Origin of the sequence: Paracoccus sp. 228, assembly GCF_000967825.1 — a bacterium.
GTDB classification, from domain to species: Bacteria; Pseudomonadota; Alphaproteobacteria; order Rhodobacterales; family Rhodobacteraceae; genus Paracoccus; species Paracoccus marcusii.
In genome coordinates, this window is sequence record NZ_JYGY01000002.1 from 393448 (window position 1) to 417699 (window position 24252).

At 69.2% G+C, this 24252-nt stretch carries 24 protein-coding genes; 18 read left to right on the forward strand and 6 right to left on the reverse strand.

Annotated features, from left to right (window positions below):
* On the reverse strand, positions 1-804 hold the full coding sequence (locus SY26_RS19880) for a zinc-ribbon domain-containing protein (RefSeq protein ID WP_052715187.1): 804 nt from the start codon (positions 802-804) through the stop codon (positions 1-3).
* A 113-nt stretch (positions 805-917) separates the two neighbouring features.
* Between SY26_RS19880 and SY26_RS07205 the strand changes: the two genes are divergently transcribed.
* Genes SY26_RS07205 through SY26_RS07215 form a run of 3 tightly spaced genes read left to right on the forward strand, consistent with a single transcriptional unit; the run spans position 918 to position 3312 of the window.
* Positions 918-1592 (forward strand): cell division ATP-binding protein FtsE, encoded by a 675-nt coding sequence (locus tag SY26_RS07205; protein WP_045982482.1) that lies wholly within the window; start codon positions 918-920, stop codon positions 1590-1592.
* Positions 1592-2503, forward strand: coding sequence for an ABC transporter permease (locus SY26_RS07210; RefSeq protein ID WP_045999940.1), 912 nt, complete (start codon positions 1592-1594; stop codon positions 2501-2503). Before SY26_RS07205 ends, SY26_RS07210 begins: the two co-directional genes overlap by 1 nt.
* On the forward strand, positions 2500-3312 hold the full coding sequence (locus tag SY26_RS07215; protein ID WP_045999941.1) for a 1-acyl-sn-glycerol-3-phosphate acyltransferase: 813 nt from the start codon (positions 2500-2502) through the stop codon (positions 3310-3312). The genes SY26_RS07210 and SY26_RS07215 overlap by 4 nt, the downstream gene beginning before the upstream one ends.
* Here SY26_RS07215 and SY26_RS07220 read toward each other — a convergent pair.
* The 3 genes from SY26_RS07220 to SY26_RS07230 form a co-directional block, all read right to left on the reverse strand.
* Positions 3297-3527: a hypothetical protein gene (locus SY26_RS07220; RefSeq protein WP_045999942.1), complete on the reverse strand. Its 231-nt coding sequence runs from the start codon at positions 3525-3527 to the stop codon at positions 3297-3299. The genes SY26_RS07215 and SY26_RS07220 overlap by 16 nt on opposite strands.
* A gap of 357 nt (positions 3528-3884) precedes the next feature.
* A complete protein-coding gene (locus tag SY26_RS07225) occupies positions 3885-4847 on the reverse strand; it encodes an acetyl-CoA carboxylase carboxyltransferase subunit alpha (protein ID WP_045982486.1) in 963 nt (320 codons plus the stop codon).
* A 107-nt stretch (positions 4848-4954) separates the two neighbouring features.
* Positions 4955-6139: a MalY/PatB family protein gene (locus SY26_RS07230; protein WP_045999943.1), complete on the reverse strand. Its 1185-nt coding sequence runs from the start codon at positions 6137-6139 to the stop codon at positions 4955-4957.
* Between the two features lie 77 nt (positions 6140-6216).
* On the opposite strand from SY26_RS07230, the gene def (SY26_RS07235) reads away from it, so the two are divergent.
* The 4 genes from def (SY26_RS07235) (at position 6217) to SY26_RS07250 (ending at position 8640) form a co-directional block, all read left to right on the forward strand.
* Positions 6217-6738 carry a peptide deformylase gene (gene def / locus SY26_RS07235; protein WP_045999944.1) on the forward strand — a complete coding sequence of 174 codons (522 nt, stop codon included), beginning with the start codon at positions 6217-6219 and terminating at the stop codon, positions 6736-6738.
* Positions 6731-7246 (forward strand): peptide deformylase, encoded by a 516-nt coding sequence (def, locus tag SY26_RS07240; RefSeq protein ID WP_148911443.1) that lies wholly within the window; start codon positions 6731-6733, stop codon positions 7244-7246. Before def (SY26_RS07235) ends, def (SY26_RS07240) begins: the two co-directional genes overlap by 8 nt.
* Before the next feature lie 2 nt (positions 7247-7248).
* Positions 7249-7749, forward strand: coding sequence for a peptide deformylase (gene def, locus SY26_RS07245; RefSeq protein WP_045999945.1), 501 nt, complete (start codon positions 7249-7251; stop codon positions 7747-7749).
* Positions 7750-7893: 144 nt separating this feature from the next.
* A complete protein-coding gene (locus tag SY26_RS07250) occupies positions 7894-8640 on the forward strand; it encodes a calcium-binding protein (protein WP_045999946.1) in 747 nt (248 codons plus the stop codon).
* Between the two features lie 38 nt (positions 8641-8678).
* On the opposite strand, the gene SY26_RS07255 is transcribed toward SY26_RS07250, so the two are convergent.
* A complete protein-coding gene (locus SY26_RS07255) occupies positions 8679-9347 on the reverse strand; it encodes a GntR family transcriptional regulator (protein ID WP_046000318.1) in 669 nt (222 codons plus the stop codon).
* A 171-nt stretch (positions 9348-9518) separates the two neighbouring features.
* Here SY26_RS07255 and SY26_RS07260 point away from each other — a divergent pair, with 171 nt between their 5' ends.
* The 8 genes from SY26_RS07260 to fmt all read left to right on the forward strand — a co-directional run bounded on the left by SY26_RS07260 (position 9519) and on the right by fmt (position 18750).
* Positions 9519-10430: a sugar phosphate isomerase/epimerase gene (locus tag SY26_RS07260; protein ID WP_232303295.1), complete on the forward strand. Its 912-nt coding sequence runs from the start codon at positions 9519-9521 to the stop codon at positions 10428-10430.
* A complete protein-coding gene (locus SY26_RS07265; RefSeq protein WP_045999948.1) occupies positions 10427-12133 on the forward strand; it encodes a dihydroxyacetone kinase family protein in 1707 nt (568 codons plus the stop codon). Before SY26_RS07260 ends, SY26_RS07265 begins: the two co-directional genes overlap by 4 nt.
* Before the next feature lie 58 nt (positions 12134-12191).
* Complete coding sequence (locus SY26_RS07270) at positions 12192-13250, forward strand: 4-hydroxythreonine-4-phosphate dehydrogenase PdxA (RefSeq protein WP_045999949.1); 1059 nt, start codon at positions 12192-12194, stop codon at positions 13248-13250.
* A 56-nt stretch (positions 13251-13306) separates the two neighbouring features.
* Positions 13307-14308, forward strand: coding sequence for a tripartite tricarboxylate transporter substrate binding protein (locus SY26_RS07275; RefSeq protein WP_045999950.1), 1002 nt, complete (start codon positions 13307-13309; stop codon positions 14306-14308).
* Between the two features lie 61 nt (positions 14309-14369).
* Positions 14370-14885: a tripartite tricarboxylate transporter TctB family protein gene (locus SY26_RS07280; protein ID WP_045999951.1), complete on the forward strand. Its 516-nt coding sequence runs from the start codon at positions 14370-14372 to the stop codon at positions 14883-14885.
* 12 nt (positions 14886-14897) lie between these two features.
* Positions 14898-16406, forward strand: a complete 1509-nt coding sequence (locus SY26_RS07285; RefSeq protein ID WP_045999952.1) for a tripartite tricarboxylate transporter permease — start codon at positions 14898-14900, stop codon at positions 16404-16406.
* Positions 16403-17803, forward strand: a complete 1401-nt coding sequence (locus SY26_RS07290; protein WP_045999953.1) for an SAF domain-containing protein — start codon at positions 16403-16405, stop codon at positions 17801-17803. Before SY26_RS07285 ends, SY26_RS07290 begins: the two co-directional genes overlap by 4 nt.
* Positions 17804-17856: 53 nt before the next feature.
* Positions 17857-18750: a methionyl-tRNA formyltransferase gene (gene fmt, locus SY26_RS07295; RefSeq protein ID WP_045999954.1), complete on the forward strand. Its 894-nt coding sequence runs from the start codon at positions 17857-17859 to the stop codon at positions 18748-18750.
* 101 nt (positions 18751-18851) lie between these two features.
* On the opposite strand, the gene secA is transcribed toward fmt, so the two are convergent.
* On the reverse strand, positions 18852-21563 hold the full coding sequence (gene secA / locus SY26_RS07300; protein WP_045999955.1) for a preprotein translocase subunit SecA: 2712 nt from the start codon (positions 21561-21563) through the stop codon (positions 18852-18854).
* 204 nt (positions 21564-21767) lie between these two features.
* On the opposite strand from secA, the gene SY26_RS07305 reads away from it, so the two are divergent.
* From SY26_RS07305 to SY26_RS07315, 3 genes are read left to right on the forward strand one after another with little or no spacing between them, the layout of a single operon-like run.
* Positions 21768-22604, forward strand: a complete 837-nt coding sequence (locus SY26_RS07305; protein ID WP_045981740.1) for a peptidylprolyl isomerase — start codon at positions 21768-21770, stop codon at positions 22602-22604.
* A complete protein-coding gene (argJ, locus tag SY26_RS07310; RefSeq protein WP_045999956.1) occupies positions 22604-23848 on the forward strand; it encodes a bifunctional glutamate N-acetyltransferase/amino-acid acetyltransferase ArgJ in 1245 nt (414 codons plus the stop codon). The genes SY26_RS07305 and argJ overlap by 1 nt, the downstream gene beginning before the upstream one ends.
* A complete protein-coding gene (locus SY26_RS07315; RefSeq protein ID WP_045999957.1) occupies positions 23845-24243 on the forward strand; it encodes a (deoxy)nucleoside triphosphate pyrophosphohydrolase in 399 nt (132 codons plus the stop codon). The genes argJ and SY26_RS07315 overlap by 4 nt, the downstream gene beginning before the upstream one ends.
* The last annotated feature ends 9 nt before the right edge of the window (positions 24244-24252 follow it).

Here is a 24252-nt window from a genome sequence, read left to right on the forward strand (position 1 = left end):
TCAGCCGCCGACGCGGGTCGCCAGCCATTGCCGCAGTGCGTCCAGCCCGTCGCGCGCCGCAGCCAGCGTCCCCGACAACGGCCAGCCGCGCGTCTCGGCCACCGGGGCCAGCAGATAGACCGCCAGCACCGCCGCGGCCGCCAGCAGGGCCATCGTCATGCCCGCGCCGAAGCCGCGGCCCCGGCGCATCACCCGGATGGGCGTGGCCGTAGCACGGCGATGCACCGTGGTTTCGGCCTGCTGGCGCAATTCTGGCTGGCGCAGGTCCGGCTGGCGCCGTTCCGGTTCACGGGCGTCACGGGCGTCACGGGCGTCACGGGCGTCACGGGCGTCACGGGCGTCACGGGCGTCAGGGCCACGGGGGACCTGGGCGCGGGGCGCATCCGGAATCGCGGGGTTCGGCGCTGCGATGGCCGGGGACGGCGGGGGCAGGGCCGCGGGCATTGGGGGCAGCGTCACGGTGGTCGCGGGCCAGTCGATCTCCTCGGCGCCGGGGCGCGGGTCGTCCGGCTGTTCGGCGTCGCGCATGCGGCGTTCGTGATCGACCTCGCTTTTCAGCATGTCCAGCACGTCCGGGGACAGGCGCGCGCGGGCCGGCGGCAGGGGTCGGGGCGTCTCGTCCTGGTCGGGGCGCCTGCTGAAGAAGCGGCCCAGATCCAGTCGTCCCCCGGCGGCCGGGGGATGGGCCTGCCAGACATGGCCGCAGGCGGGGCATTCGACCTCGCGGCCGCCCTGGGGAATGGCGTCGGGGGGCAGCGCATATTCGGCGCGGCAACCCGGACAGATCAACTTGAATTCAGCCATGCCACCCTCGCATTCATCGTGCGGCTGTTCTATCAAGCGCGGGTCCGGCTTCCAAGTCGCGCCGGGCGCCAAGGGCCCGCACCAGACGGGTCGCAGCGGAAAAGAGGTGGCGCTTGATCGAGATGCGGGATGTCGGCTTCGGCTATCAGGGCCAGGACGAGCTGTTGTCGGGCATGACGCTGACCCTGCAGCCGGGCATGTTCCATTTCCTGACCGGACCGTCCGGGTCGGGCAAGACCACGCTGCTGCGGCTGTGCTTTGCGGATCTTCTGCCCAGTTCGGGCCAGATGACGGCCTTTGGCCAGGACATGCGCGGGCTGTCGCGCGACGGCATCGCCGATCTGCGCCGCCGCGTGGGCGTGGTCCACCAGGACCCGCAGTTCCTGGACCATCTGCCCCTGGCAGAGAACATCGCGCTGCCCCTCTCCATCGCCGGAGAGGAGGTGGACATGGACGCGCTGCGCGATCTTCTGGGCTGGGTCCAGCTGTCTCAGCACGCCCGCGCCCTGCCACCGTCGCTGTCGGGCGGCGAGCGCCAGCGGGCGGCGCTGGCCCGCGCGGTGATCCTGTCGCCGGACCTGGTGCTGGCGGATGAACCCACGGGCAACCTGGACTGGGACATGTCCATGCGGCTGATGCAATTGCTGATCGAGCTGAACAAGTCGGGCAAGACCGTCCTGGTGGCGACCCATGACCTGAACCTGATCCGCGCCACCAAGGCGCAGGTGACGGCGCGCGTCCTGCGGATCACCGGCGGCAGCCTGCATCTGGCGGGGGCGGATCTCTGATGGGACGGCTGAATATCGGAAGCCTGTGGCAGGGCCTGACGGGTGACAAGGACGGCGCCGGCGACCGCATCGTGCCGCCGACCGGGTTCACGGCGCAGCTGACGCTGTTTTCCGCAGGCGCCATGGCGTTCCTGGCGGTGTTCGCGTTGGCGCTGGCGCTGGCGACGGGGCGGCTGGCCGACCGCTGGTCCTCCGAACTGGCCGGCAGCGTGACGGTCCGCGTCAGCGCGCCGGTGGCGGAACAGGACGCGCTGGTGCAATCGGCGCTGTCGATCCTGCAGACCACGCCGGGCGCGGGCACACCGCGGCTGTTGCCCGAGGACAAGCTGGCCCAGCTGCTGGAGCCGTGGTTCGGGCCGGACATGCCCGTGGACGCGCTGCCCGTGCCCGCGCTGATCGACCTGCCCGTCGAGGGCGAGTTCGATGCCGAGGGCCTGCGCCTGCGCCTTGAGGCCGAGGTGCCGGGCGCGGTGCTGGATGATCACACCGAATGGCGCCGGCCGCTGGTCTCGGCCGCGAACCGGCTGCGGATGCTGGGCATCGTGTCGCTAATGCTGATCGGGGCCGCCTCGGCCGCGATGATCACGCTGGCGGCCAAGGCCGCGCTGGCCGCGAACGTCCAGGTGATCCGCGTTCTGCGCCTGATCGGCGCGCGCGACCTGACCATCGCCACGGCCTTCGTGCGCCGGTTCACCCGGCGCGCCGCGATGGGGTCCGCCGTCGGCACCGTGCTGGGCATGGGCGCGATCGCCATCCTGCCCGATGCCAGCGCCGCGGGCGGGTTCCTGACCGGGCTGGGCTTTCAGGGCGCCGACTGGCTGATGCCGCTGACCATCCCGCTGATCGCGGCCGGTGTGGGCTTCGTCGCCACGCGGTGGGCGGCGCTGAAGATGCTGGAGGCCGTGCGATGACCGACGGCGCGCGTCCCGGCGCGCTGACCCCCTGGCAGTACGTCCAGAACGTGTTGTTCTATGCCCACGTCGCCTGCGCCACTTTGATCATCGGCCTGTTCGGTCTGCCTGCGCTGCGCCACGGGCGGGCAGGCGCGAACCGCATCGCCACGCGCTGGATCGCCTACATGGTCTGGGCCGCGCGCATCCACCTGCGCCTGACCTGCGAGATCCGCGGCACGCCGCCGACCCATGACTGCATCGTCGCGGCCAAGCACCAGTCGTTCTGGGACATCATGGTCATCGCCCATGCCGTCCCCCGCCGCGCCTTCATCATGAAGCGCGAGGTGATGCGCGTCCCGGTCATGGGCTGGTACGCGTGGAAGACCGGCTGCATCCCCATCGACCGGTCGCGCGGGCGCGACGCGATGGCCGCGATCAGCAGCACCATCAACCAGCGCCTGTCGGCCGAGGGGCTGGGCCAGCTGATCATCTATCCCGAGGGTACGCGCACCCTGCCGGGCCAGCGCAAGCCCTACAAGCAGGGCGTGGCCACGATCCGCGAGGGGACCGGCCTGCCGGTCGTGCCCGTCGCGGTGAACACCGGCATGTTCTGGCCGCGCAGCGGGTGGGGCATCCGCCCCGGCCGCGCGGTGGTCGAGTTCCTGCCGCCCATCGATCCCGCCATCCCGGCGGAGGGTTTCCTGCCCCGCCTGCGGGCCGAGATCGAGACCCATTCCGATCGCCTGATGGCCGAGGCCGGGCTGGTCTTGCCGGAATCGGGCGACGCGGATGACGCCGCCCGGAACCGCTCTCACCTCAGGTCGTAGTAGCGCGGGACATGTGGCCCCTGCGGTGGCAGCCCGATGTCGCGCCGCATGTGCGGGGACATCAGGTACGGATCGGGCGGCCGCGGCCGCCTGCGCCGTGGCAGCAGCGCCGCGCGGATCGCGGCCCATAAGACCGCCGTCGCGCCGTGTCGGGCGATCAGGCGGTGCATCGCGGGACGCAGGCGGGCGCTTTGCGGATGAAGATCGGCAATCATCGTCAGTCTCCGGATAGGGGGACCGGACAGGGCGGTGCCTTGTGCGGTCGATGGGGTTCAGGGAAGGGATGACGCCATGCGGACAGGCCCGCGGATCGCGGTCGTGTCAGGTCATGATGTCAGCGGGGTCTGCCTTGCGGCGGTCAGGCGCCTTGTCGCGACGACAAGGTACGCATCGAACCGGTGCGGGTCAGGGCGGGGGCATTGGCATATGATGTCATGAGCCCCTCCTTTCGCGCATGCGTTGCGGGCAGGAGTGCAGGCTGGCCCAGCCTTGCATTTCGCGCAAGACGGCAAAACGCGACAGCCGCCCCAAGACGGGACGGCTGTTGCAGGTCGGTCACAGTATCGTGTGCGTCAGGCCGCAAGCCCCTTGGAGCCCATCGCCAGGAACTTGGCGCGGCGGTCCTTGATCAGCTGGTCGGGTTTCATGTCCGACATCTCGGCCAGCATGGCGGTGATCTCGGCCCCCACGGCGGCGATGGCCTCATCGGGTGCGCGCTGCGCCCCGCCCAGGGGTTCGGCGATGATGCGGTCGATCACTGCCAGCTTCTTCAGGTCCTGCGCGGTCAGGCGCAGCGCCTCGGCCGCGTCGCGCATCTTTTCGGCGTCCTTCCACAGGATCGACGCGCAGCCTTCCGGAGAGATGACCGAATAGATCGAATGCTCCAGCATGGCGATGCGGTTCGCGGTGGCAAAGGCCACGGCCCCGCCGGACCCGCCCTCGCCGATGATGACGCTGACCAGCGGCACGCCGATCTCAAGGCATTTCATGGTGCAGCGTGCGATCGCCTCGCTTTGTCCACGCTCCTCGGCGCCCTTGCCGGGATAGGCGCCGGGCGTGTCCACCAGCGTGATCACGGGCAGGCCGAAACGGTGCGCCATGTCCATCAGGCGGATCGCCTTGCGGTACCCCTCGGGGCGGGCCATGCCGAAATTGTGGTGGATGCGCGACTTGGTGTCGTTGCCCTTCTCATGGCCGATCACCACGCAGGGCGCGTCGTTGAAACGCGCCAGGCCGCCCATCACCGCATGGTCGTCGCCAAAGGCGCGGTCGCCCGCCAGAGGCGTGTATTCGGTGAACAGCGCTTGGATATAGTCGCTGCAATGCGGGCGGTCGGGATGGCGGGCGACCTGCGTCTTCCGCCAGGGGTCCAGGGTCTTGTAGAGGTCGCGCAGCAGGTCCGACGATTTGCGGTCCAGCGCCGCGGCCTCCTTCTCGACGTCGAGGGTGCCGTCGCCCTTGCGGGCCATGGCGCGAAGTTCCTCGGCCTTGCCCTCGATGTCGGCGAGCGGTTTTTCGAAATCCAGATAGACCATGCGGCATGCCTTTGGGGTTCGGGTTTGGCGCTATATAGGTCGGTGCGGGACGGGTTGCAACGCGGGCGCGGCGGCCGGCACCCGCGGGGCCGGGCACCGCGCCCGCGTCACTGCAGGTCGGCGAAGGCCGCGCGCAGCCGGTCCGCCGCCTCGATCACCCGCGCCCGCGGCGTCGCGATGTTGAAGCGCATGAACCCGTCGCCACCCAGCCCGAAGGTCGCGCCGTGATTGGCCGCGATCCGGGCGTCGTCCTGGATGCGGCGCGTGATCTCCGCGTCGGTCATGCCGGTGTCGCGGAAATCGACCCAGGACAGATAGGTTGCCTGCAGGGGCATCGACCGCAGGCCGGGGATCGCGTTCACCGCCTGATCAAAGATCCGCCGGTTGCCGTCCAGGTAATCGACCAGCGCATCGACCCAGGTCGCGCCCTCGGGCGAATAGGCGGCCGCGACCATGTCCTGGCCCAGCATCGCCGGAGAGATCCCCGCGGCGGCCAGCGCGCCCTGGAACCGCGCCCGCAGGTCGGGGTCGGGGATGATCGCGTTGCCGATATGGGCGCCCGCGATGTTGAAGGTCTTGGTGGCGGCGGTCAGCGTCACCAGGCGCGGCAGGATGTCGGGTGCCACGGTCGCCATCATCCGGTGACGGGGGCCGCCCGGCAGGACCAGGTCGGCATGGATGTCGTCCGAGATCAGGATCAGGTCGTGGCGGTCGCAGAAATCGGCGACCTGGCGCAGTTCGGCTTCGGACCAGACGCGGCCGCCGGGATTGTGCGGCGAACACAGGATCAGCAGGCGCTCGCGCCCGGTCAGCATCCCCTCCCACGCGTCCCAATCCATCACGTATTGGCCGTCCCGTTCGGCCAAGGGCAGCTCGACCAGGTCGCGCCCGCCCGCGCGGACGACCCGGCCGAAGGCGTGATAGACCGGTGCCATCACCACCACCCCGTCGCCCGGCTGCGTATAGGCCTGCAGCGCCATCGCCACCGCATTGACCAGACCCGCGCAGGTCAGCACCCATTCGGGCCGGATCGGCCAGCCGTGGCGGTGCTCCATCCACCAGCCGATCGCGGCCAGATAGGGCGCGTTCGCGCCGGGATAGCCATAGATGCCATGCGCGGCGGCGCGGTCCACCACGGCCTGCACGCAGGCGGGGGGCGCGAAGTCCATGTCGGCCACCCACATGGCCAGCCCGTCATCGGGGGCCACGCCATAGGCCGCCTGCATGTCGTCCCATTTGCTGCAATGCGTGCCGCGCCGGTCGATGATGCGGTCGAAGTCGGGATGGGTCATGGGGGCTCCTGGGGGCTGCGTCATCCCAGCCTAGCGGGGTTGTTGCTTATGGTGAAGGCTTGCCCTAAATCCGGGACATGAGCCTGAGACCCATCCTGATCCATCCCGATCCGCGCCTGAAGAAGGTGGCCCAGCCCGTCGCCCGCATCACGCCCGAGATCGAGACCCTGGCCGCGGACATGCTGGCCACCATGTACGAGGCGCCCGGCATCGGCCTGGCCGCGCCGCAGATCGGCGTGGGCCTGCGCGTCTTCACCATGGATGCCAACCGCGACCCCGAGGCGCCGCGCGCGCCCCTGGTGCTGGTCAACCCCGAGGTGACCTGGGCGTCGGACACGCCCAACACCTATGAGGAGGGCTGCCTGTCCATCCCCGACCAGTACGGAGAGGTCACGCGCCCCGCGCAGATCCGCATGCGCTGGCTGGGGCTGGACGGCAAGACCCATGAACGCGAGTTCGACGAGCTGTGGGCCACCTGCGCCCAGCACGAGCTGGACCACCTGGACGGCGTGCTGTTCATCGATCACCTCTCCGCCATCAAGCGGCAGATGATCACCCGCAAGATGGTCAAGCTGAAGCGGGACCTGGCCCGTGCCTGATCGCACGGGTGCCAGCGGCTGGATGCGCCCCGACCTGCCGGGGGATCTTGGCCGCGGCACCCTGCGCGACATCGTCCTGTGGCCCGACCCCCGCCTGCGTCTGCGCGCGGAACCCGCCGGCTACATGACCGGCCCCGAACTGCGCGTGTTGGCCGCCGACATGCTGGCCACCATGTATCACGCCCAGGGCCGCGGCCTGGCCGCCCCGCAGATCGGCGTGCTGCGCCGGATCTTCGTCATGGATGCCGGCTGGAAGGACGGCGCGCCCGATCCTCTGGTCCTGATCGACCCCGAGATCCTGGTCCGGTCGCCGCAGACCGAGACCGCGACTGAAGGGTGCCTGTCCATCCCCGGCCGCCCTGTCGAGGTCACGCGGCCCGCCGCCATCGGAATCGGCTGGTATGATCTGGACGGCCGCTATCAGGTGCGCGACATGCAGGGTCCCGCCGCCCGCATCGCCCAACACGAGGTCGATCACCTGGACGGCCTGTTGATCGTGAAGGACTGACCATGGCCGCGCGCGCGTTCCTGCCCTATGACGACCCCCGCCTGCATCGCGCCGCCGCGCTGGTGGCAGAGATCACCGAATCCGTCCGCATGATCTGGGACGACATGGTGGATACCATGGAGGCGATGCCCGGCGTGGGCCTGGCCGCGCCCCAGATCGGCATCATGATGGCGCTGGCCGTCGTCGATGCCTCGGGGCCGCGCGGACAGGTGGTCCGCATGGCCAACCCCCGGATCCTGCATGCCAGCGTCAAGCTGCGCGAGCACGAGGAGGCCAGCCCCAACCTGCCCGGCGTCTCGGCCCCGATCAGCCGCCCTCGGGCGGTCACGGTGCGGTTCCTCAACCAGGACGGCGTCGAGGAGGACCGCGATTTCGTCGGCCTGTGGGCCACCAGCGTCCAGCATCAGATCGACCACCTGGCCGGGCGGATGTTCGTCGATCACCTGACCCCCCTGCGCCGCAAGATGCTGGTCGCGCGGTCGGCCAAGCTGCACCGCCGCTGATTTTTTTCGTCGTTATGGAATAGAACGACCCGTCGTTCCGTTCTGCTGTCGAATGGCCCAAAAGGCCGTCCGTGCAGCGGGGACCGGCGTCGCGCCCCGTCGCAAGATCGCCGCGGCGCCGGGATTTTCAGAAGGATGCACCCCATGGCACGACTGTTCGGGAATGACGACGACAACCGCCTGACCGGCACCAACGTGGCCGACCTGATCTATGGCCGGTCGGGCGACGACGCGCTCTATGGCTTTCGCGGCAACGACACGATCGACGGAGGCGAGGGCAACGACCGCATCTGGGCCGGCGAGGGCGCGAACCGCGTGTCCGGCGGCTCGGGGAACGATCGCATCTGGGCGGGCGCGGGCAGCGACGTGATCGCCGCGGGCGAGGGCAATGACATCGTCGCCGCCGGCCACGGCAACAACCGCGTCTGGGGCGGCGATGGCGACGACATCCTGTACGCCGGCGCCGGGCGCGACACGCTGGACGGCGGTGACGGAAACGACCGCATGGCGTCGGGGGCGGGCAACGACATCCTGACCGGGGCCGAGGGCGACGACCGGATGATCGCGGGCTTCGGCGCCGACCGCCTGATCGCCGGAGAGGGCAACGACACGCTGAACGGCGGGCTGGGCAACGACACGATGACCGGCGGCGAGGGGGCGGACGTGTTCGTCTTCAACGGCGGGCGCGACCGGATCACCGACTTCGAGAACGGCGACGACGACATCGACCTGCGCGCCCTGCCCAATGTCGACAGCTATGCCCAGATCCGCGGCGCCGCCGTGCAGAGCGGGTCCGACGTCGTGCTGAATTTCGGCCCCAACCAGCTGGTCATCGAGGATTTCTGCCTGAACCAGATGAGCAGCGACGATTTTCCTGGTAAGATCTTTTGACAGTCCCCCCGCGCAGGTTCGCCCTGCGCGGGTTTTTTTCATGTCTGCGCAGGCAGGTCGTCGCGCACCCGCTCCCACGCCAGGGTCAGGTGGCGGCCCAGGATGTCCGACAGTCCGTCCGCATCCCGCGCCTCCAGCGCCGCGATCATCCGTTCGTGCTCGGCGACCGCGCTGGCCCATTTTTCCGCACCTTCGTGCCCGATGAAGCGGACGCGCTTCAACCGGGTCTGCAGGCGGGCATGCACCTCGGACAGGGCACCGTTGTCGGCAAGTGCCACGATGGCGGTATGGATCGCCTGGTTCAGCTTGTAATAGGCCATGCGGTCGCGCCGGGCATAGCAATCGAGCATCCTGTCATGCAGCGTCCGCACCCCCGCGATGCCCGCATCCGTCGCCTGCGCGCAGGCGATGATCCCGGCCTGCTGCTCCAAGATGCGGATCACCTCCAGCATGTCGCGGACCTCGCGCGCGCCGAACTGCTTGACCACCGCGCCCCGTGCCGGGACCAGTTCGACCAGCCCCTCGGATGCCAGGTACTTGATCGCCTCGCGCAGCGGCGTGCGGGACACGCCCAACTGCTGGCCGATCTGGCCCTCGTTCAGGCGGGTGCCGGGTGGCAGCTGCCCCTCGATGATCATGTCGCGCAGCCGCGACAGGATCGCGTCCAGCAGGGGCAGGCGTTCGATGCGGGCGTCTGTGTCTGACATGTCGGTCACCGGCGTCTCCGTTGGCGCGTCTCTCTCTGGCTATGACGGCGGGGGTGGCAAGTCAATATTGCCTTCTGTGTGCTGTATACAGAATTATTGATACGCTTTCGAGGCCGTGCTAGCAAGAACCCGGGACGTGATTCGGGAGGGGGATCGATGTCGGGGAACACCATGCGTTGGACGCCGCAGGACTGGCCCATCGCCTGTGCGATGATCCCGTTCGCACCCGTCCAGGATGCCGGGCCGGCCGCCTGGGCGCGCGATCTGGGGCAGGTCGCGGCGGCGGGGTTCGACGCGGTCGATCCGACAGACAGCTGGCTGCGGCTGGCCGATCTGGACGATGCTGGACGGGCGCGGTTCGTGGCGATCTGCCGTGACCTGGGACTGACCGTTCCGGCCATCTCGACCTCACGGCGCAGCGTGATCGACCCGGTGCAGGGTGACGACCATCTGGCCTATTGCCATCATGTCATCGACTGCGCCGCCGATCTTGGCGCGGGGCATGTCAGCTTTGGCCTGTTCGGCCCGCTGAGCGACGCGCAGCGCGCCGCCCTGTGGTTCTGGACCGAGCCGGGGGTGACGAACCCCGACGATCCCGCCACCCGCGCCCTGGCCGTCGCCCGCATCCGCGACCTGGGCCGCCACGCCGCCGATCGCGGCATCCACGTCGCGCTGGAGATGTACGAGGACACCTATCTGGGCACCGCCTCCGACGCGGTCGCCTTCGTCACCGACGTGGACCTCCCGTCGGTCCGGCTGAACATCGATATCGGCAACCTGATCCGCCTGCATCGGCCCGTGCAGCCCTGGGCGGAGATGATCGCGCTGTGCGCGCCCTTCGCGGGCTACTGGCACGTCAAGAACTACTACCGGATGACCGACCCGTCGGGGGTCATCCTGTCCCATCCCGCGCCCATGATGGGCGGCACCATCAACTGGCGCGCGGCGATCAACACCGCGCTGGACCTGGGCTTTTCCAGCCCCTTCCTGGTCGAGCATTACGGCGGCGACGGACTTGGGGTCTGCGCCGAGAACCGCGACTACATCCGCCGCATCCTGGCGCAGAGAAGGACCCTGCCATGACCAAGATCGTGGACCGCCCCGAGGATTTCGCCGCGACCGCGCTGGCGGGGTTCTGCGCCGCGCATGCCGACCGGGTCATTCCCATCCCGCATGGCGCCCTGCGCGCCCATGCGGGGGCGCCGGGCAAGGTGGCCTTGGTCGTGGGCGGAGGGTCGGGGCATTATCCGGCGTTCCTGGGCTATGTCGGTCCGGGCCTGGCCGACGGGGCGGTGGCGGGGGACGTGTTCGCCTCACCCTCGACCAGTGCAGTGGCCGGGGTGGCGCGGGCGGCGGACCTGGGCGGAGGCGTGATCCTGGGCTTTGGGAACTATGCGGGCGACGTGCTGAACTTTGGCGCTGCCGCCGAACGTCTGCGCGCCGAAGGGATCGATGCGCGCATCCTGGCCGTGACCGATGACGTGGCCAGCGCGCCCGCAACCGACGCGGCGCGCAGGCGGGGCGTGGCGGGCGACCTGCTGGTCTTCAAGATCGCCGGTGCCGCGGCCGAGGCGGGCCTGGAGCTGGACGCGGTGATGGATCTGGCCGGACGCGCCAATGCGCGGACCGTGTCCTTCGGGCTGGCCTTCGACGGCTGCACCCTGCCGGGACAGGCGGCACCCCTGTTCACCGTGCCCGAGGGGCAGGTCGCCCTTGGCCTGGGCATCCACGGAGAGCCGGGGATCGCCGAGCAGGCCGTTCTGCCCGCCGCCGATCTGGCCCGGATGCTGCTGAAGCCGCTGCTGGCGGAACGGCCCCACGGCCATGACGGCCGCGTGGCCGTGGTCCTGAACGGCCTTGGCCGCACGAAATACGAGGAACTGTTCGTCCTGTGGCATCACCTAACCGGGCTGATGACCGACGCTGGCCTGACCATCATCGACCCCGAGGTCGGAGAGTTCGTGACCAGCCTGGACATGGAGGGGTGCTCTCTGTCGATCCTGTGGCTGGACGATGCGCTGGCCGATCTGTGGCGTGCGCCTGCTGATGCACCCGCCTTCCGCAAGGGGACCGTGGCCGCCCAGGGCGCGCGTCAGGTGGCCCGCGAAGGGGCAGCCATCGCAGCGGTTCCGCGCGGAGAACCCGCCAGTGCGGCGCAGGCCGGCTGCGTGGCCGACATGGTGGCGCGGTTGGCCCAGGCGCTGGCCGAGGCAGAGGCAGAATTGGGCCGCATCGACGCCATCGCGGGCGACGGCGATCACGGCCAGGGCATGGCGCGCGGGTCTGCGGCAGCCGCCGTTGCGGCACGCGATGCGGCGGCGCAGGGCGCGGGCGCGGGCACCGTCCTGTCGCTGGCGGGCGACGCCTGGGCGGATCGCGCGGGCGGCACGTCGGGTGCGCTGTGGGGCGTGGCCCTGCGTGCCTGGGGGCAGGCGCTGGGCGATACGGATGTGCCCGATGCGGCCCGCGTGGCCGCAGGGGCGCGGGCGGGGATCGACGCAGTGACCCGCCTGGGCGGCGCTCGGCCCGGCGACAAGACGCTGGTCGATGCCTTTGCGCCCTTCGTCGACACGCTGCAGGGGCAGGTTGCCCAAGGTGCCGCGCTGGCCACCGCCTGGGAGGCCGCAGCAAGCGCGGCGACCGCCGCCGCTGAAGCCACCGCCGACCTGACGCCGCGCCTTGGCCGGGCACGCCCGCTGGCGGAACGCAGCATCGGGCATCCCGATGCGGGCGCGATCTCGCTTGCGCTTTGCGCGCGGGTCGTGGCCGTGGCGCTGGCCCGCTGAATTCGGGCGGCGCGACCGACGCGCCGCCCACGAACCATCATTCCAGACGGAGAGACATATGCGCATTGCTTTGGCCTTGGGGGATGCCGGGGGCGTCGGCCCGGAACTGGCGGCGAAACTGCTGGCCCATGACGACATGAAGGCCCTGGACGTGATCGTCGTGGGCGATGCGCGGGTGCTGGAGATGGGCGCGCGCCATGCGGGCGTCACGCTGGACCTGCCGCGGATCGGCGCCGATCAGGTCGGCCCCGACATGGCGCCGGGCCATGTGCTGCTGGATCTGGAAAATTGCGCGGTGGACGGCATGACCCTGGGCCAGTCCAGCGCCCATGCCGGCGCGGCCAGCCTGCAGAATTTCGGCTGCGTGCTGCAGCTGGCAGGGGCGGGGATCGCGGATGCGGCGATGTTCACGCCCTTCAACAAGCATTCGATGCGGCTGGCGCGGCCCAGCTATGTCGACGAGATCGGCTTCATCGACGCGGTGCTGAACGCCGATCGCAGCGGGCGCGAGTTCAACGTCCTGGAGGAGGTCTGGAACGCCCGCGTGACCAGCCACATCCCCCTGCGCAAGGTTGCCGAGACGCTGACCACCGAACGCATCCTGGACAGCCTGCGCCTGACGGCCGAGGTGATGGCCGGTGCGGGCAAGCCCGGCGCGCGGATCGGCGTCGCCGCGCTGAACCCCCATGCGGGCGACGGCGGCAATTTCGGCCACGAGGATGACGAAATCCTGGCCCCCGCCGTGGCGCAGGCCGTGGCCATGGGCATCGACGCCAAGGGGCCGATCCCGTCCGACACCGTCTTCGTGCGCGCCATTCGCGGCGAATTCGACGCGGTGCTGACCATGTATCACGACCAGGGCCAGATCGCGATGAAGCTGATGGGCTTTGACCGTGGCGTGACGCTGATCGCGGGTTACGGCTTTCCGATCGTGACGCCCGCGCATGGTACGGCCTTCGACATCGCGGGGCAGGGGCGCGCCGATCTTGGCGCGACGCTGACCGCCGCGCGCCTTGGCCGCGACCTGGCCGCGCTGAACCCTGCCCGCGCGCCGCGCGCGCTGCCCGCGGGCTGGGCGCAGGCGGAAGTCGCCCCGACATTGCTGGTCGCCGAATAGGCGCCCGGTCTTCTTCCCGCCGCAAGCGGGTCGCATCATCTTTGGGAGGAGAGAGAATGACCATCAAAACCGCATTGATCGCAGGCACCGCCCTGCTGGCAGCCACCGTCCCGGCGCTGGCGGAATGGACCCCCGAACGCCCGGTGGAATTCGTCGTGGCATCCGGGGCTGGCGGCGGGACCGACAATTTCGCCCGCACCATCCAGGCCGCGCTGACGCGCAACGACATCCTGGACCAGAACATGGTCGTGCTGAACAAGGGTGGCGGTTCGGGGGCCGAGGCGTTTCTGTACGCCCGCCAGAACGCCGCCGATCCGCACAAGCTGATCTTCGGGACGAACAACGTCTATCTGCTGCCCCATGTGGCCCAGCTGGCCTATTCGGCCGAGGACCTGCACCCCGTCGCAGCGCTGGCGCTGGACGAGTTCCTGATCTGGGTCAAGGCCGACGCCCCCTGGCAGACGTCGATGGAGCTGATCGAGGCAGCCAAGGCCGAACCCGGCACCATTGTCTTTGGCGGCAGCCAGTCCAAGGACACCGACGAGACGCTGGTCGCGCTGATCGAACAGACCACCGGCGCCGATTTCAAGTACGTCCCCTTCAATGGCGGCGGAGAGGTCGGCGTGCAGCTGGCCGGCGGCCATATCGCCGCGAACGTCAACAACCCGAACGAGAACATCGGCCAGTGGCAGGCGGGCGCGATCCGTCCGCTGTGCGTGTTCTCTCCGCAGCGGATGGCGGAATCCGAGCCGGTCAGCGGCGACATGGGCTGGCACGACATCCCCACCTGCGCCGAGCAGGGGCTGGAGATCGAGCGGTACCAGATGCCACGCACCGTCTGGCTGCCCGCGGGCACGGACCCCGAGGTGGTGGCCTTTTACCAGGACGCCCTGACCCGCGTGGCCGAGACCGAGGAATGGCAGGACTACCTTGCCAAGACCTCGCAGACCGCGGCGGTGCTGACCGGGGACGAGCTGACCGCCTTCATCGAGGAGAACGAGGCTGCGACCGTGACCGTCTTCGAGGCCGAGGGCTGGGTCACCGCCGCCGCGCAGTAAGCGCATCGGGGCATCCGGGATCATCCGGGTGCCCCTTTTGCCAATGGGGAAAGGGAGGGTCATGACCGTCAGACGTTTTCATGCCGAGATCGGCACGGCAATCACCACCGGCGCATTGGGCGTGGCGGCCATCATCGGCGCCGCCGAACTGGGCACCGGATGGAGCGATCATGGCCCTCAACCTGGCTATTTCCCCTTCTGGGTGGCGATCGTTCTGATCGCGGGCAGCCTGTGGAACCTGGCCGGCGCGCTGGTCGCGCACCGCAAGGCTCAGCGCACGCCCCCCGACCCCCTGGATGACCCGGAGGAGCCGTTCCTGCCGCGCCAGAACCTGATCCGCATCGCGACCTTCCTGGGGGCGATGACGGCCTTCGTCATCGGCATGCTGACGGTCGGCTTCTATGTCGCGGCGACCTTCTACATCGGGCTGACCGCCTGGCGGCAGGGCGGGTTCCGCCTGTGGAAAGGCTTGGCCATCGGCGCGGGTTTCGCCGTCAGCCTGTACCTGATCTTCGAGACGATCTTTCAGATTCCGCTGTTGAAGGGGCCGCTGGAGCCGCTTCTGGGCATCTATTAAGGGGCCGCGACAATGGGCAATTTCGATCTGCTGATGCACGGGTTTTCCGTGGCCATCACCCCGATGCACCTGATGCTGATGGTCGCGGGCGTCCTGATGGGACTGGTCGTGGGGGTGTTGCCCGGGCTGGGGGCGCCCAACGGGGTGTCGCTGCTGATCCCGCTGACCTTCGCGCTGGACCCGACATCGGCCATCATCCTGCTGACATCGATGTATTGGGGGGCGCTGTTCGGCGGGTCCACCACGTCGATCCTGTTCAACATTCCGGGGGAACCGTCATCGGTCGCCACCACCTTCGACGGCTATCCGATGGCGCGCAACGGCGAATCGACGCGCGCGCTGACGCTGGCCTTCGTGTCGGCGGGGGTGGGCGCGCTGATGGGTATTCTGGTCATCACCCTGCTGGCGGGCTGGGCGTCGCAATTCGCGCTGCGCTTCGGTGCGCCAGAATATTTCGCGGTCTATTTCCTGGCCTTCGCGGCCTTCATCGGCATGGGCAGCGCCGCCCCGATGAAGACGCTGGTGTCGCTGACGACCGGCCTGATCCTGACATCCGTGGGCATGGACAGCGTGACCGGGTCCATCCGCCTGACCTACGGGTTCTCGGACCTGCTGGGCGGGATCAGCTTCCTGGTGGTGGTGATCGGCCTCTTCGGCATCGGGGAGCTGCTGGCCACTGTGCAGGAGGGGCTGCGGTTCCGCGGCGTGTCCTCTAGGATCGACCTGCGCGATGTGCTCAAGACCCTGGCCGAGCTGCCCAAGTACTGGGCCACGACCCTGCGGTCGGGCCTGATTGGCATCTGGATGGGCATCACGCCGGGCGGGCCGACGGCGGCCAGCTTCATGTCCTATGGCGTGGCGCGCCAGACCTCGCGCAAGGGCGCGGCCTTCGGGTCGGGACGCCCCGAGGGCATCGTCGCGCCGGAAACGGCGGATCACAGCGCGGGCACCTGCGCGATGCTGCCGATGCTGGCCCTGGGCGTGCCGTCATCGGCCACTGCGGCGGTGATGATGGGTGGGCTGATGATCTGGGGCCTGACGCCGGGGCCAATGCTGTTCGCGACCCAGCCCGATTTCGTCTGGGGCCTGATCGCCAGCATGTACGTGTCGAACCTGCTGGGCGTGATCCTGGTCCTGGCCACCGTGCCGATGTTCGCGGCGCTGCTGCGCATCCCCTTCACCATCATCGGGCCGATGATCGTCGCGATCTGCTTCGTCGGTGCCTACACGGTGTCCGGGGCGACGTTCGATCTGTGGCTGGTGCTGATCTTCGGTTTCGTGGGCTTCATGTTCACCAAGCTGGACTATCCGCTGGCGCCGATGATTCTTGCCATGGTCCTGGGCCACAAGGCCGAGAACGCGTTCCACCAGTCGATGCTGCTGTCGGACGGATCGCTTGGCATCTTCTTTGCCAACCCGTTGGTGACAGGGATCATGATCGTGGCGCTGGCGCTGCTGATCCTGCCCAAGACGCTTGGCCTGGCGCTCAGCCTGCGCCGCAACCGCAAGGTGGTCGCATGAACCTGATCGGTCACTTTGCCGCGCGCCACGGGCGCACCGTCCAGACCGCGATCATCGGCACCGGCGGGTTCGGGCGCAGCTATCTGGCGCAGGCGCGCCATGTGGACGGGCTGGCCTGCCGGGTGGCGGTGGACCGCGATGCAGAGACGGCAGTGGCGGCGCTGGCATCTGTCGGCGTGGACGTGGCGCGGATCGTTTCCTGCACCGACGCGGCGGCCGCGCGGGCGGCATGGGATGCGGGTCATTTTATCGCCGCCGGCGATCTGGCCGCGGTCGCCGCCCTCCCGCTGGACGTCGTACTGGAGGCCACCGGCGACCCCGAGGCCGGCGCCCGCCATGCTGAGATGGCCATTGCGGCGGGACATCACGTCGTCATGGTCACCAAGGAGACCGACAGCGTCATCGGCCCGATCCTGTCGCGCATGGCCCGCGATAGGGGCGTGGTCGTGGCGCCGGTGGACGGCGATCAGCCAAGCCTGCTGATCGGGCTTGCGACCTGGGCGCAGGTCATCGGCCTGCGGATCGTCGCGGCGGGCAAGTCCAGCGAATACGATTTCGTCTTCGATCCCGATACGGGGCAGGTGATCAGCAATGGCACGGCTGTAGCCGCGCCGGGGCTGGCCGACTGGATGGACCCGGCGGATCGGCCTTGGGCCGATGTGGCCGCGGGCCGGGCGCACGCCCTGCGCGCGCTGCCACAGCGCGCCGTGCCGGACCTGTGCGAGCTGACGCTGGTCGCCAATGCCCTGGGGCTGATGCCGGACCGTGCGGACCTGCACGCCCCCATCGCCCGCATCCCCGAGGTCGCGGACCTGATGACCGACCAGGGCGGGCTTCTGTCGGGGCAGGGGCGGCTGGACGTGTTCCACTGCCTGCGCTTGGCCGGCGAGGTCAGCTTCGCGGGCGGCGTCTTCGTCACCGTGGCCTGCGACGACGCCGCGACGTGGGACATGCTGCGCGACAAGGGCCATGTCGTGTCCCGCGACGGGCGCACCGCGATGATCGGCCTGCCGCGCCACCTGCTGGGGCTGGAGGCCGCGACCACGGTGTTCGAGGCCGCCCTGCACGGCGTCTCCTCCGGCGCGCGCGCCCCGCGCCCGGTCGTGGACCTGACCGCCTTCGCCGATGCCGACCTGCCCGTCGGCACCGTCCTGCGGGCCGAGGGGCATCATCACAGCATCGCCCATGTCTCGGGCCGCATGACGCCCGCGCGGGCGGTCGCGGACGATGTGCCGGTGCCGTACTACCTGGCCGCCGGGCGGACGCTGCGCCGCGACGTCGCGGCAGGGCAACCGATTCTGTGTGGCGACGTGGCACTGGACGAAGGCTCGACGCTCCTGCGGCTGCGCCGGATGCAGGACGCCGTCACCGATTGGGGGCTTGCCTCAGGGGCTTGAAGCCCGTCCGCCGCGCGGGCATTGAGGGCAGGCACCAACCGGAGGCTTGCCCGATGCGCGTGATCTTCATGGGAACGCCCGATTTCTCGGTCCCCGCCCTGCGGGCCATCGCCGCGCGCCACGACGTGGTGGCGGTCTATTCCCAACCGCCCCGCGCGGCCGGGCGTGGGCAAAAGCCGCGCCCCTCTCCGGTGGCCTTGGCGGCGCAGGACCTGGGGATCCCGGTCCGCACCCCGGCCCGCCTGCGCGACCCCCAGGACCAGGCCGACTTCGCGGCGCTGGACGCGGATGTGGCGGTGGTCGTGGCCTATGGCATGATCCTGCCGCAGCCGGTGCTGGATGCGCCGCGCCTTGGCTGCCTGAACATCCATGCCTCGATCCTGCCGCGCTGGCGAGGGGCGGCGCCTATCCACCGCGCGATCCTAGCGGGGGATGCGGAAACCGGCGTCGCGATCATGCAGATGGAGGCGGGGCTGGATACCGGCCCGGTGCTGGCCCTGACCCGCACGCCCATCACCGCGGATGACACAACTGCCAGCCTGCATGACCGCCTGTCGGCGATGGGGGCGGACCTGATCTGCGACGTGCTGGACCGCCTGCCGCTGCCTGCCGTGCCTCAGGCGCAGGATGGCGTGACCTACGCCGCCAAGATCGACAAGACCGAGGCGCGTATCGACTGGACCCTGCCTGCCGAACAGGTGGACCTCCAGATCCGCGGGCTGTCACCCTTTCCGGGGGCGTGGTGCATGATCGGGGACGAACGCGTGAAGCTGCTGGCGAGCACCGTCGTCCCGGGACAGGGCGACCCCGGAACGGTCCTGCCCGATTTCACCATCGTCTGCGGCTCCGGGGCGGTGCGCATCACACTGGCACAACGTGCGGGCAAGCGGACGATGACCCCTGCCGACCTGCTGCGCGGTTGGGCGATGCCCCCCCGGTTGGGCTAGGGCCGCATCAGCGGCCCGTCGCGCCCGGGCGCGGTGGGGCTTGCCCCCACCCGGCGGGCGCGACCGCCATCGCGGGACGCAAACGGCGCCCCGCGTGATGCTCAGATCGCGCCGTGACAGTGCTTGAACTTCTTGCCCGATCCGCAGGGGCACGGATCGTTGCGCGCAGGCATCCCCCAGGTCGACGGATCGGCCTCGTCAAAGCCCGGGCGCGGCGCGGAAGGAGCCTCGGGCGCGGCGGGCGCGGGCGCTGCCGCCTCGGGTTCCGCCGATGCCTCCTCCTGGACCTGCTGCTGCTGGCGGGCCATCTGGGCCGCCATCTCGTCGCGCTCGGCCTGCGTCAGGGGACGGATCTGCGCCAGCCGCTGCGTCACGTCAAAGCGCAGGCCGTCAAGCAGCGTCTCGAACAGCTGGAAACCCTCGGTCTTGTATTCCGCCAACGGGTCGCGCTGCGCATAGCCGCGGAAGCCCACGACGGAACGCAGGTGATCCAGCGTCATCAGGTGCTCGCGCCATTTCTGGTCGATCTGCTGCAACAGGACCTGCTTCTCGATCTGCACCATGGTCTCGGGGCCGAAGGCCGCGGCCTTGTCCGCCATATAGGCGTCGCTGGCCTCGGTGATGCGTTCGCGCATCACGTCATGGTCCACGCCGTCCTCGGCCGCCCAATCCGCGACCGGCAGGTTCAGGTTCAGCCGCTCGCGGACCGATTTCTTCAGCCCCTCGGTGTCCCATTGCTCGGGATAGCTGCGGGGCGGCATGTGCTCGTCGATCAGGTCCTCGATCACCTGGTGCCGCATGTCGGCGGTGATCTCTCCGACCTCCTCGCTGTCCATGATCTCGCGGCGCTGGCCGAAGATCGCCTTGCGCTGGTCGTTCATCACGTCGTCGAACTTCAGCAGCTGCTTGCGGATGTCGAAGTTGCGACCCTCGACCTTGGCCTGTGCGCGTTCCAGCGACTTGTTCACCCAAGGGTGGATGATCGCCTCTCCCTCCTTCATGCCAAGCGTCGACAGGACCTTGTCCAGACGCTCGGAGCCGAAGATCCGCATCAGGTCGTCGTCCAGCGACAGGAAGAACAGCGACCGTCCGGGGTCGCCCTGGCGGCCCGAACGGCCGCGCAGCTGGTTGTCGATCCGCCGGCTTTCGTGGCGTTCGGTGCCCAGCACGAACAGCCCGCCCGCCGCCAGGACCTTTTCCTTCTCTCCGGCATGCTCGGCCTCGATCCGGGCGCGCAGCTCGTCGGGATGGGCGTCGGGATCGGCCTTCAGGGCCTCCATCACCTTCATCTCGACATTGCCGCCCAGCTGGATGTCGGTGCCGCGACCGGCCATGTTGGTGGCGATCGTCACCGCGCCCAGCTTGCCGGCATCGGCCACGATCTGCGCCTCGGCCTCGTGCTGGCGGGCGTTCAGGACGTTGTGGGGCACGCCGTCCTTCTTCAGCATCTCGGACAGCAGCTCGGACTTCTCGATGCTGGTGGTGCCGACCAGGATCGGCTGGCCCTTGGCATGGGCCTCCTTGATCGCCTCGACGACGGCGGCGTTCTTCTCGGTCGCGGTGCGATACACGCGGTCATGGTCGTCGATCCGCGCGATGCCGCGATTGGTCGGAACCTCGACCACGCCCAGCTTGTAGATCTCGGCGAATTCCTCGGCCTCGGTCGATGCCGTGCCGGTCATGCCTGCCAGGCGCTGGTACAGGCGGAAATAGTTCTGGAAGGTGACCGAGGCGAGGGTCACGTTTTCGGGCTGGATCTCGACGCCTTCCTTGGCCTCGATCGCCTGGTGCAGGCCGTCCGACAGGCGGCGGCCCTTCATCATCCGGCCGGTGAACTCGTCGATCAGCATCACCTCGCCGTCGCGCACCATGTAATGCTGGTCCCTCAGGAACAGCTTGTGCGCGCGCAGGGCCTGGCTGGCATGGTGGACGATGGTGGTCGATTCCGGATCATAGAGGGTCTGTCCCTCGGGCAGGACGCCGTCGGCCTGCAGACGCGTCTCCAGGAACTCGTTGCCGTCCTCGGTGAAGGTCGCATTGCGGGACTTCTCGTCCAGCTTGTAATGCTCCTCGGTCAGCAGGGGCACATAGGCATCCAGGATGCGGTACAGCTCGGACCGGTCCTGGCTGGGGCCGCTGATGATCAGCGGCGTGCGCGCCTCGTCGATCAGGATGCTGTCGACCTCGTCGACGATGGCGAAGTTGTGACCGCGCTGGACCATCTCGGCCACGCTGCCCTTCATGTTGTCGCGCAGATAGTCGAAGCCCAGCTCGTTGTTGGTGGCGTAGGTCACGTCGCAGGCATAGGCGTCGCGCTTTTCGCCCTCGGGCTGGAACGGCACGACCACGCCGCAGGACATGCCCAGCTGGGCATAGACCTTGGACATCCATTCGGCATCGCGTTTCGCCAGATAGTCGTTGACGGTGACGACATGGACGCCCTTGCCCGACAGCGCGTTCAGGTAGGCGGGAAAGGTGGCGACCAGGGTCTTGCCCTCGCCGGTCTTCATCTCGGCGATGTTGCCCTGATGCAGGAAGATCCCGCCCATCAGCTGCACATTGAAGGCCCGCAGGCCAAGCGCGCGGCGCGCACCCTCGCGGCAGTTGGCGAACGCCTCGGGCAGGATGTCGTCCAGCGATTCGCCGCCCGCCACGCGGGTCTTGAATTCGGCGGTCTTGTCGACCAGCCCCTGATCGGACAATGCCTTGAAGCTGTCCTCAAGGGCGTTGATGCGGGCGACCAGCGCGCGCGTGCCCTTGACCTTGCGGTCATTGGGCGTGCCAAAGACCATCTTCGCCAGATTACCGATCATGTTACCTTCGCCATCACGTTGTCGGGAAGGGACGTCACCTGCGGCCCACTTGCCCGCGCCGGTCGCATTGCCGTATCAGGGGCGTTGAACGAACGCGGCGGCGGCGCCTTCCACGGAGTTGGTTTGGATGTAGGCGCAGCCCACCTGACTGTCAATGTTGGCCCGGCCCCCGCGGGGGTGCGCGCCGTGAAAGGACCCATCCCCATGACCCGATCGACTTTGCTGGCCGCAGCCGTGCTTGCCGCCCTTTCCGCCCCCGCCCTGGCGCAGGACGCCGATGCCGACCAGGTGGTCGCCACCGTGAACGGCCAGGAGATCACCCTGGGCCAGATGATCGTCATGAAGCAGTCGATCCAGGACCCGGCCATGGCCGAGATGCCCGACCAGGCGCTGTGGGACGTGATGCTGGACCAGCTGATCCGCCAGACCGCCGTGGCCGAATCCGCCGAGGACACCGCCGGCGTGCGCGCCCAGCTGGAGCTGCAGCGCCGCAACACCCTGGCCTCGGCCGCGGTCAGCCAGATCGCCCAGGCCGAGCCCACCGAGGAGGAGCTGCAGGCCAGCTATGACCGCCTGTTCGCCGATGCGGGCAGCGTGACGGAATACAATGCCGCCCATATCCTGGTCGACAGCCAGGAGAAGGCCGCCGAACTGAAGGCCGAGGTCGATGGCGGCGCCGATTTCGGCACCGTGGCCGAGGCGAACTCGACCGGGCCGTCCGGTCCCAACAAGGGTGATCTGGGCTGGTTCGCCGCCGACCAGATGGTGCCGCCCTTTGCCGAGGCCGTCGCGGCGCTGGAGCCGGGCCAGGTCAGCGACCCGGTCGAGACCGAATTCGGCTGGCACGTCATCAAGCTGAACGAGACCCGCCTGCGCGAGGCGCCCCCGCTGGCCGAGGTCCGTGACCAGATCAGCCAGATGGTCCTGCGCGAGAAGGTCGAGGCCCAGATCCAGAGCCTGGTGACCGCCGCCGACGTCAAGAAGACCGAAGGGCTGGACCCCGCCCAGCTGAACGCCACCGACCTGCTGGAGGCCGAGTGATGGGAAAGGCGGGTCTGCCCGTCTCTCCTCTGGCACCCGCGCGGTTTCCTGACCTGCCGGTGATCGCGGGCGTCGATTTCGCCAGCGCCGCCGCGGGCATCAAGTACCAGGGCCGCAGCGACGTCACGCTGATCCGCATCGCGCCGGGCAGCACTGTGGCCGGGGCCTTTACCCGGTCGTCCACGCGCGCCGCCTGCATCCTGGACAACCAGGCCAAGCTGGCGCAGGGGGGCGATGCGCCCGACGGCGCCGCGATCCTGATCAATTCCGGCAACGCCAATGCCTTCACCGGCGCGCGCGGCCAGCAGTCGGTCGATGCCGTCTGCGCGGCCGTGGCGGGTGCCCTTGACCTGCCGCAGGGGCGGGTCTTCACCTCGTCGACCGGCGTGATCGGAGAGCCGCTGCCGCACGAACGGATTGTGGCCATCGTGGGCGATCTGGCACGTGATCTGGATGCGGGCGGGGTCGCCGATGCTGCGCGTGCGATCATGACCACCGACACCTTCCCCAAGGGCGCATCCACGACCCTGGCGGACGGCACCCGCATCGCGGGCATCGCCAAGGGTTCTGGGATGATCGCGCCCGACATGGCGACGATGCTGGTCTATCTGTTCACCGATGCCACGGTGCCCGCAGCCGTGCTGCAGCAGGCGCTGTCCTCCGGGCTGGACGCGACCTTCAACGCGATCACCGTGGACAGCGACACTTCCACATCCGACGCGCTGATCCTGGCCGCGACGGGGCAGGGGGCATGCGCGCCCATAACCGATCTGGACAGCGATGCGGGGCGCGACTTTGTGACCGCGCTGCTCGGCGTCATGCGCGATCTGGCCCATCAGGTCGTCCGCGACGGCGAGGGCGCCACCAAATTCGTCGAGATCGCCGTGACGGGCGCCGCGGATGCGGCGGACGCGCATCGCGTGGCCATGGCCATCGCCAATTCGCCGCTGGTCAAGACCGCCATCGCCGGACAGGACGCCAACTGGGGCCGCATCGTGGCCGCGGTGGGCAAGTCGGGCGCGCGCGCCGACCGTGACCGCCTGCGCATCGCGTTCGGGGACATGGTCGTGGCCCGCGACGGCTGGCGCGATCCCGACTATGACGAAGCCGCCGCCAGCGCCTACATGCGCAACCAGGACCTGCGGATCGCCGTCGATCTGGGCCTAGGAGACGCGGCGCGGACGGTCTGGACCTGCGATCTGACGCACGGCTATATCGACATCAACGCGGATTACCGGTCGTGAAGACCGTCCTGGTGTCCGCGGTGGCACTGATCGATCCCGACGGGCGTGTGCTTCTGGCACAGCGCCCGCCGGGCAAGTCCATGGCGGGCCTGTGGGAATTCCCCGGCGGTAAGGTCGAACCCGGAGAGACCCCCGAGGCCGCCCTGATCCGCGAGCTGGAGGAGGAGCTGGGCATTCAGACCTGGAACAGCTGCCTGGCACCGCTGACCTTCGCCAGCCACGCCTATGACACGTTCCACCTGCTGATGCCGCTCTTCGCCTGCCGCCGCTGGCAGGGAATCGTCCAGCCGCGCGAAGGGCAGCAGCTGGCTTGGGTCCGGGCACGCGATTTTCGCGATTACCCCATGCCTGCGGCAGACATTCCCCTCATCCCGGCCCTGCAGATGTGGCTATAGTGTCGCAAA

Coding starts and splice junctions, on each gene's coding strand:
- SY26_RS07275 (WP_045999950.1), top strand. CDS start 13,307: ATGACCATCAAAACCGCATTGATCGCAGGCACCGCCCTGCTGGCAGCC.
- def (WP_045999945.1), top strand. CDS start 7,249: ATGGCCGCGCGCGCGTTCCTGCCCTATGACGACCCCCGCCTGCATCGC.
- SY26_RS07230 (WP_045999943.1), bottom strand. CDS start 6,139: ATGACCCATCCCGACTTCGACCGCATCATCGACCGGCGCGGCACGCAT.
- SY26_RS07305 (WP_045981740.1), top strand. CDS start 21,768: ATGACCCGATCGACTTTGCTGGCCGCAGCCGTGCTTGCCGCCCTTTCC.
- def (WP_045999944.1), top strand. CDS start 6,217: ATGAGCCTGAGACCCATCCTGATCCATCCCGATCCGCGCCTGAAGAAG.
- SY26_RS07250 (WP_045999946.1), top strand. CDS start 7,894: ATGGCACGACTGTTCGGGAATGACGACGACAACCGCCTGACCGGCACC.
- SY26_RS07220 (WP_045999942.1), bottom strand. CDS start 3,527: ATGATTGCCGATCTTCATCCGCAAAGCGCCCGCCTGCGTCCCGCGATG.
- SY26_RS07265 (WP_045999948.1), top strand. CDS start 10,427: ATGACCAAGATCGTGGACCGCCCCGAGGATTTCGCCGCGACCGCGCTG.
- SY26_RS07260 (WP_232303295.1), top strand. CDS start 9,519: ATGCGTTGGACGCCGCAGGACTGGCCCATCGCCTGTGCGATGATCCCG.
- SY26_RS07270 (WP_045999949.1), top strand. CDS start 12,192: ATGCGCATTGCTTTGGCCTTGGGGGATGCCGGGGGCGTCGGCCCGGAA.
- argJ (WP_045999956.1), top strand. CDS start 22,604: ATGGGAAAGGCGGGTCTGCCCGTCTCTCCTCTGGCACCCGCGCGGTTT.
- SY26_RS07210 (WP_045999940.1), top strand. CDS start 1,592: ATGGGACGGCTGAATATCGGAAGCCTGTGGCAGGGCCTGACGGGTGAC.
- SY26_RS07285 (WP_045999952.1), top strand. CDS start 14,898: ATGGGCAATTTCGATCTGCTGATGCACGGGTTTTCCGTGGCCATCACC.
- secA (WP_045999955.1), bottom strand. CDS start 21,563: ATGATCGGTAATCTGGCGAAGATGGTCTTTGGCACGCCCAATGACCGC.
- SY26_RS07225 (WP_045982486.1), bottom strand. CDS start 4,847: ATGGTCTATCTGGATTTCGAAAAACCGCTCGCCGACATCGAGGGCAAG.
- SY26_RS07215 (WP_045999941.1), top strand. CDS start 2,500: ATGACCGACGGCGCGCGTCCCGGCGCGCTGACCCCCTGGCAGTACGTC.
- SY26_RS07290 (WP_045999953.1), top strand. CDS start 16,403: ATGAACCTGATCGGTCACTTTGCCGCGCGCCACGGGCGCACCGTCCAG.
- SY26_RS07255 (WP_046000318.1), bottom strand. CDS start 9,347: ATGTCAGACACAGACGCCCGCATCGAACGCCTGCCCCTGCTGGACGCG.
- SY26_RS07280 (WP_045999951.1), top strand. CDS start 14,370: ATGACCGTCAGACGTTTTCATGCCGAGATCGGCACGGCAATCACCACC.
- fmt (WP_045999954.1), top strand. CDS start 17,857: ATGCGCGTGATCTTCATGGGAACGCCCGATTTCTCGGTCCCCGCCCTG.
- SY26_RS19880 (WP_052715187.1), bottom strand. CDS start 804: ATGGCTGAATTCAAGTTGATCTGTCCGGGTTGCCGCGCCGAATATGCG.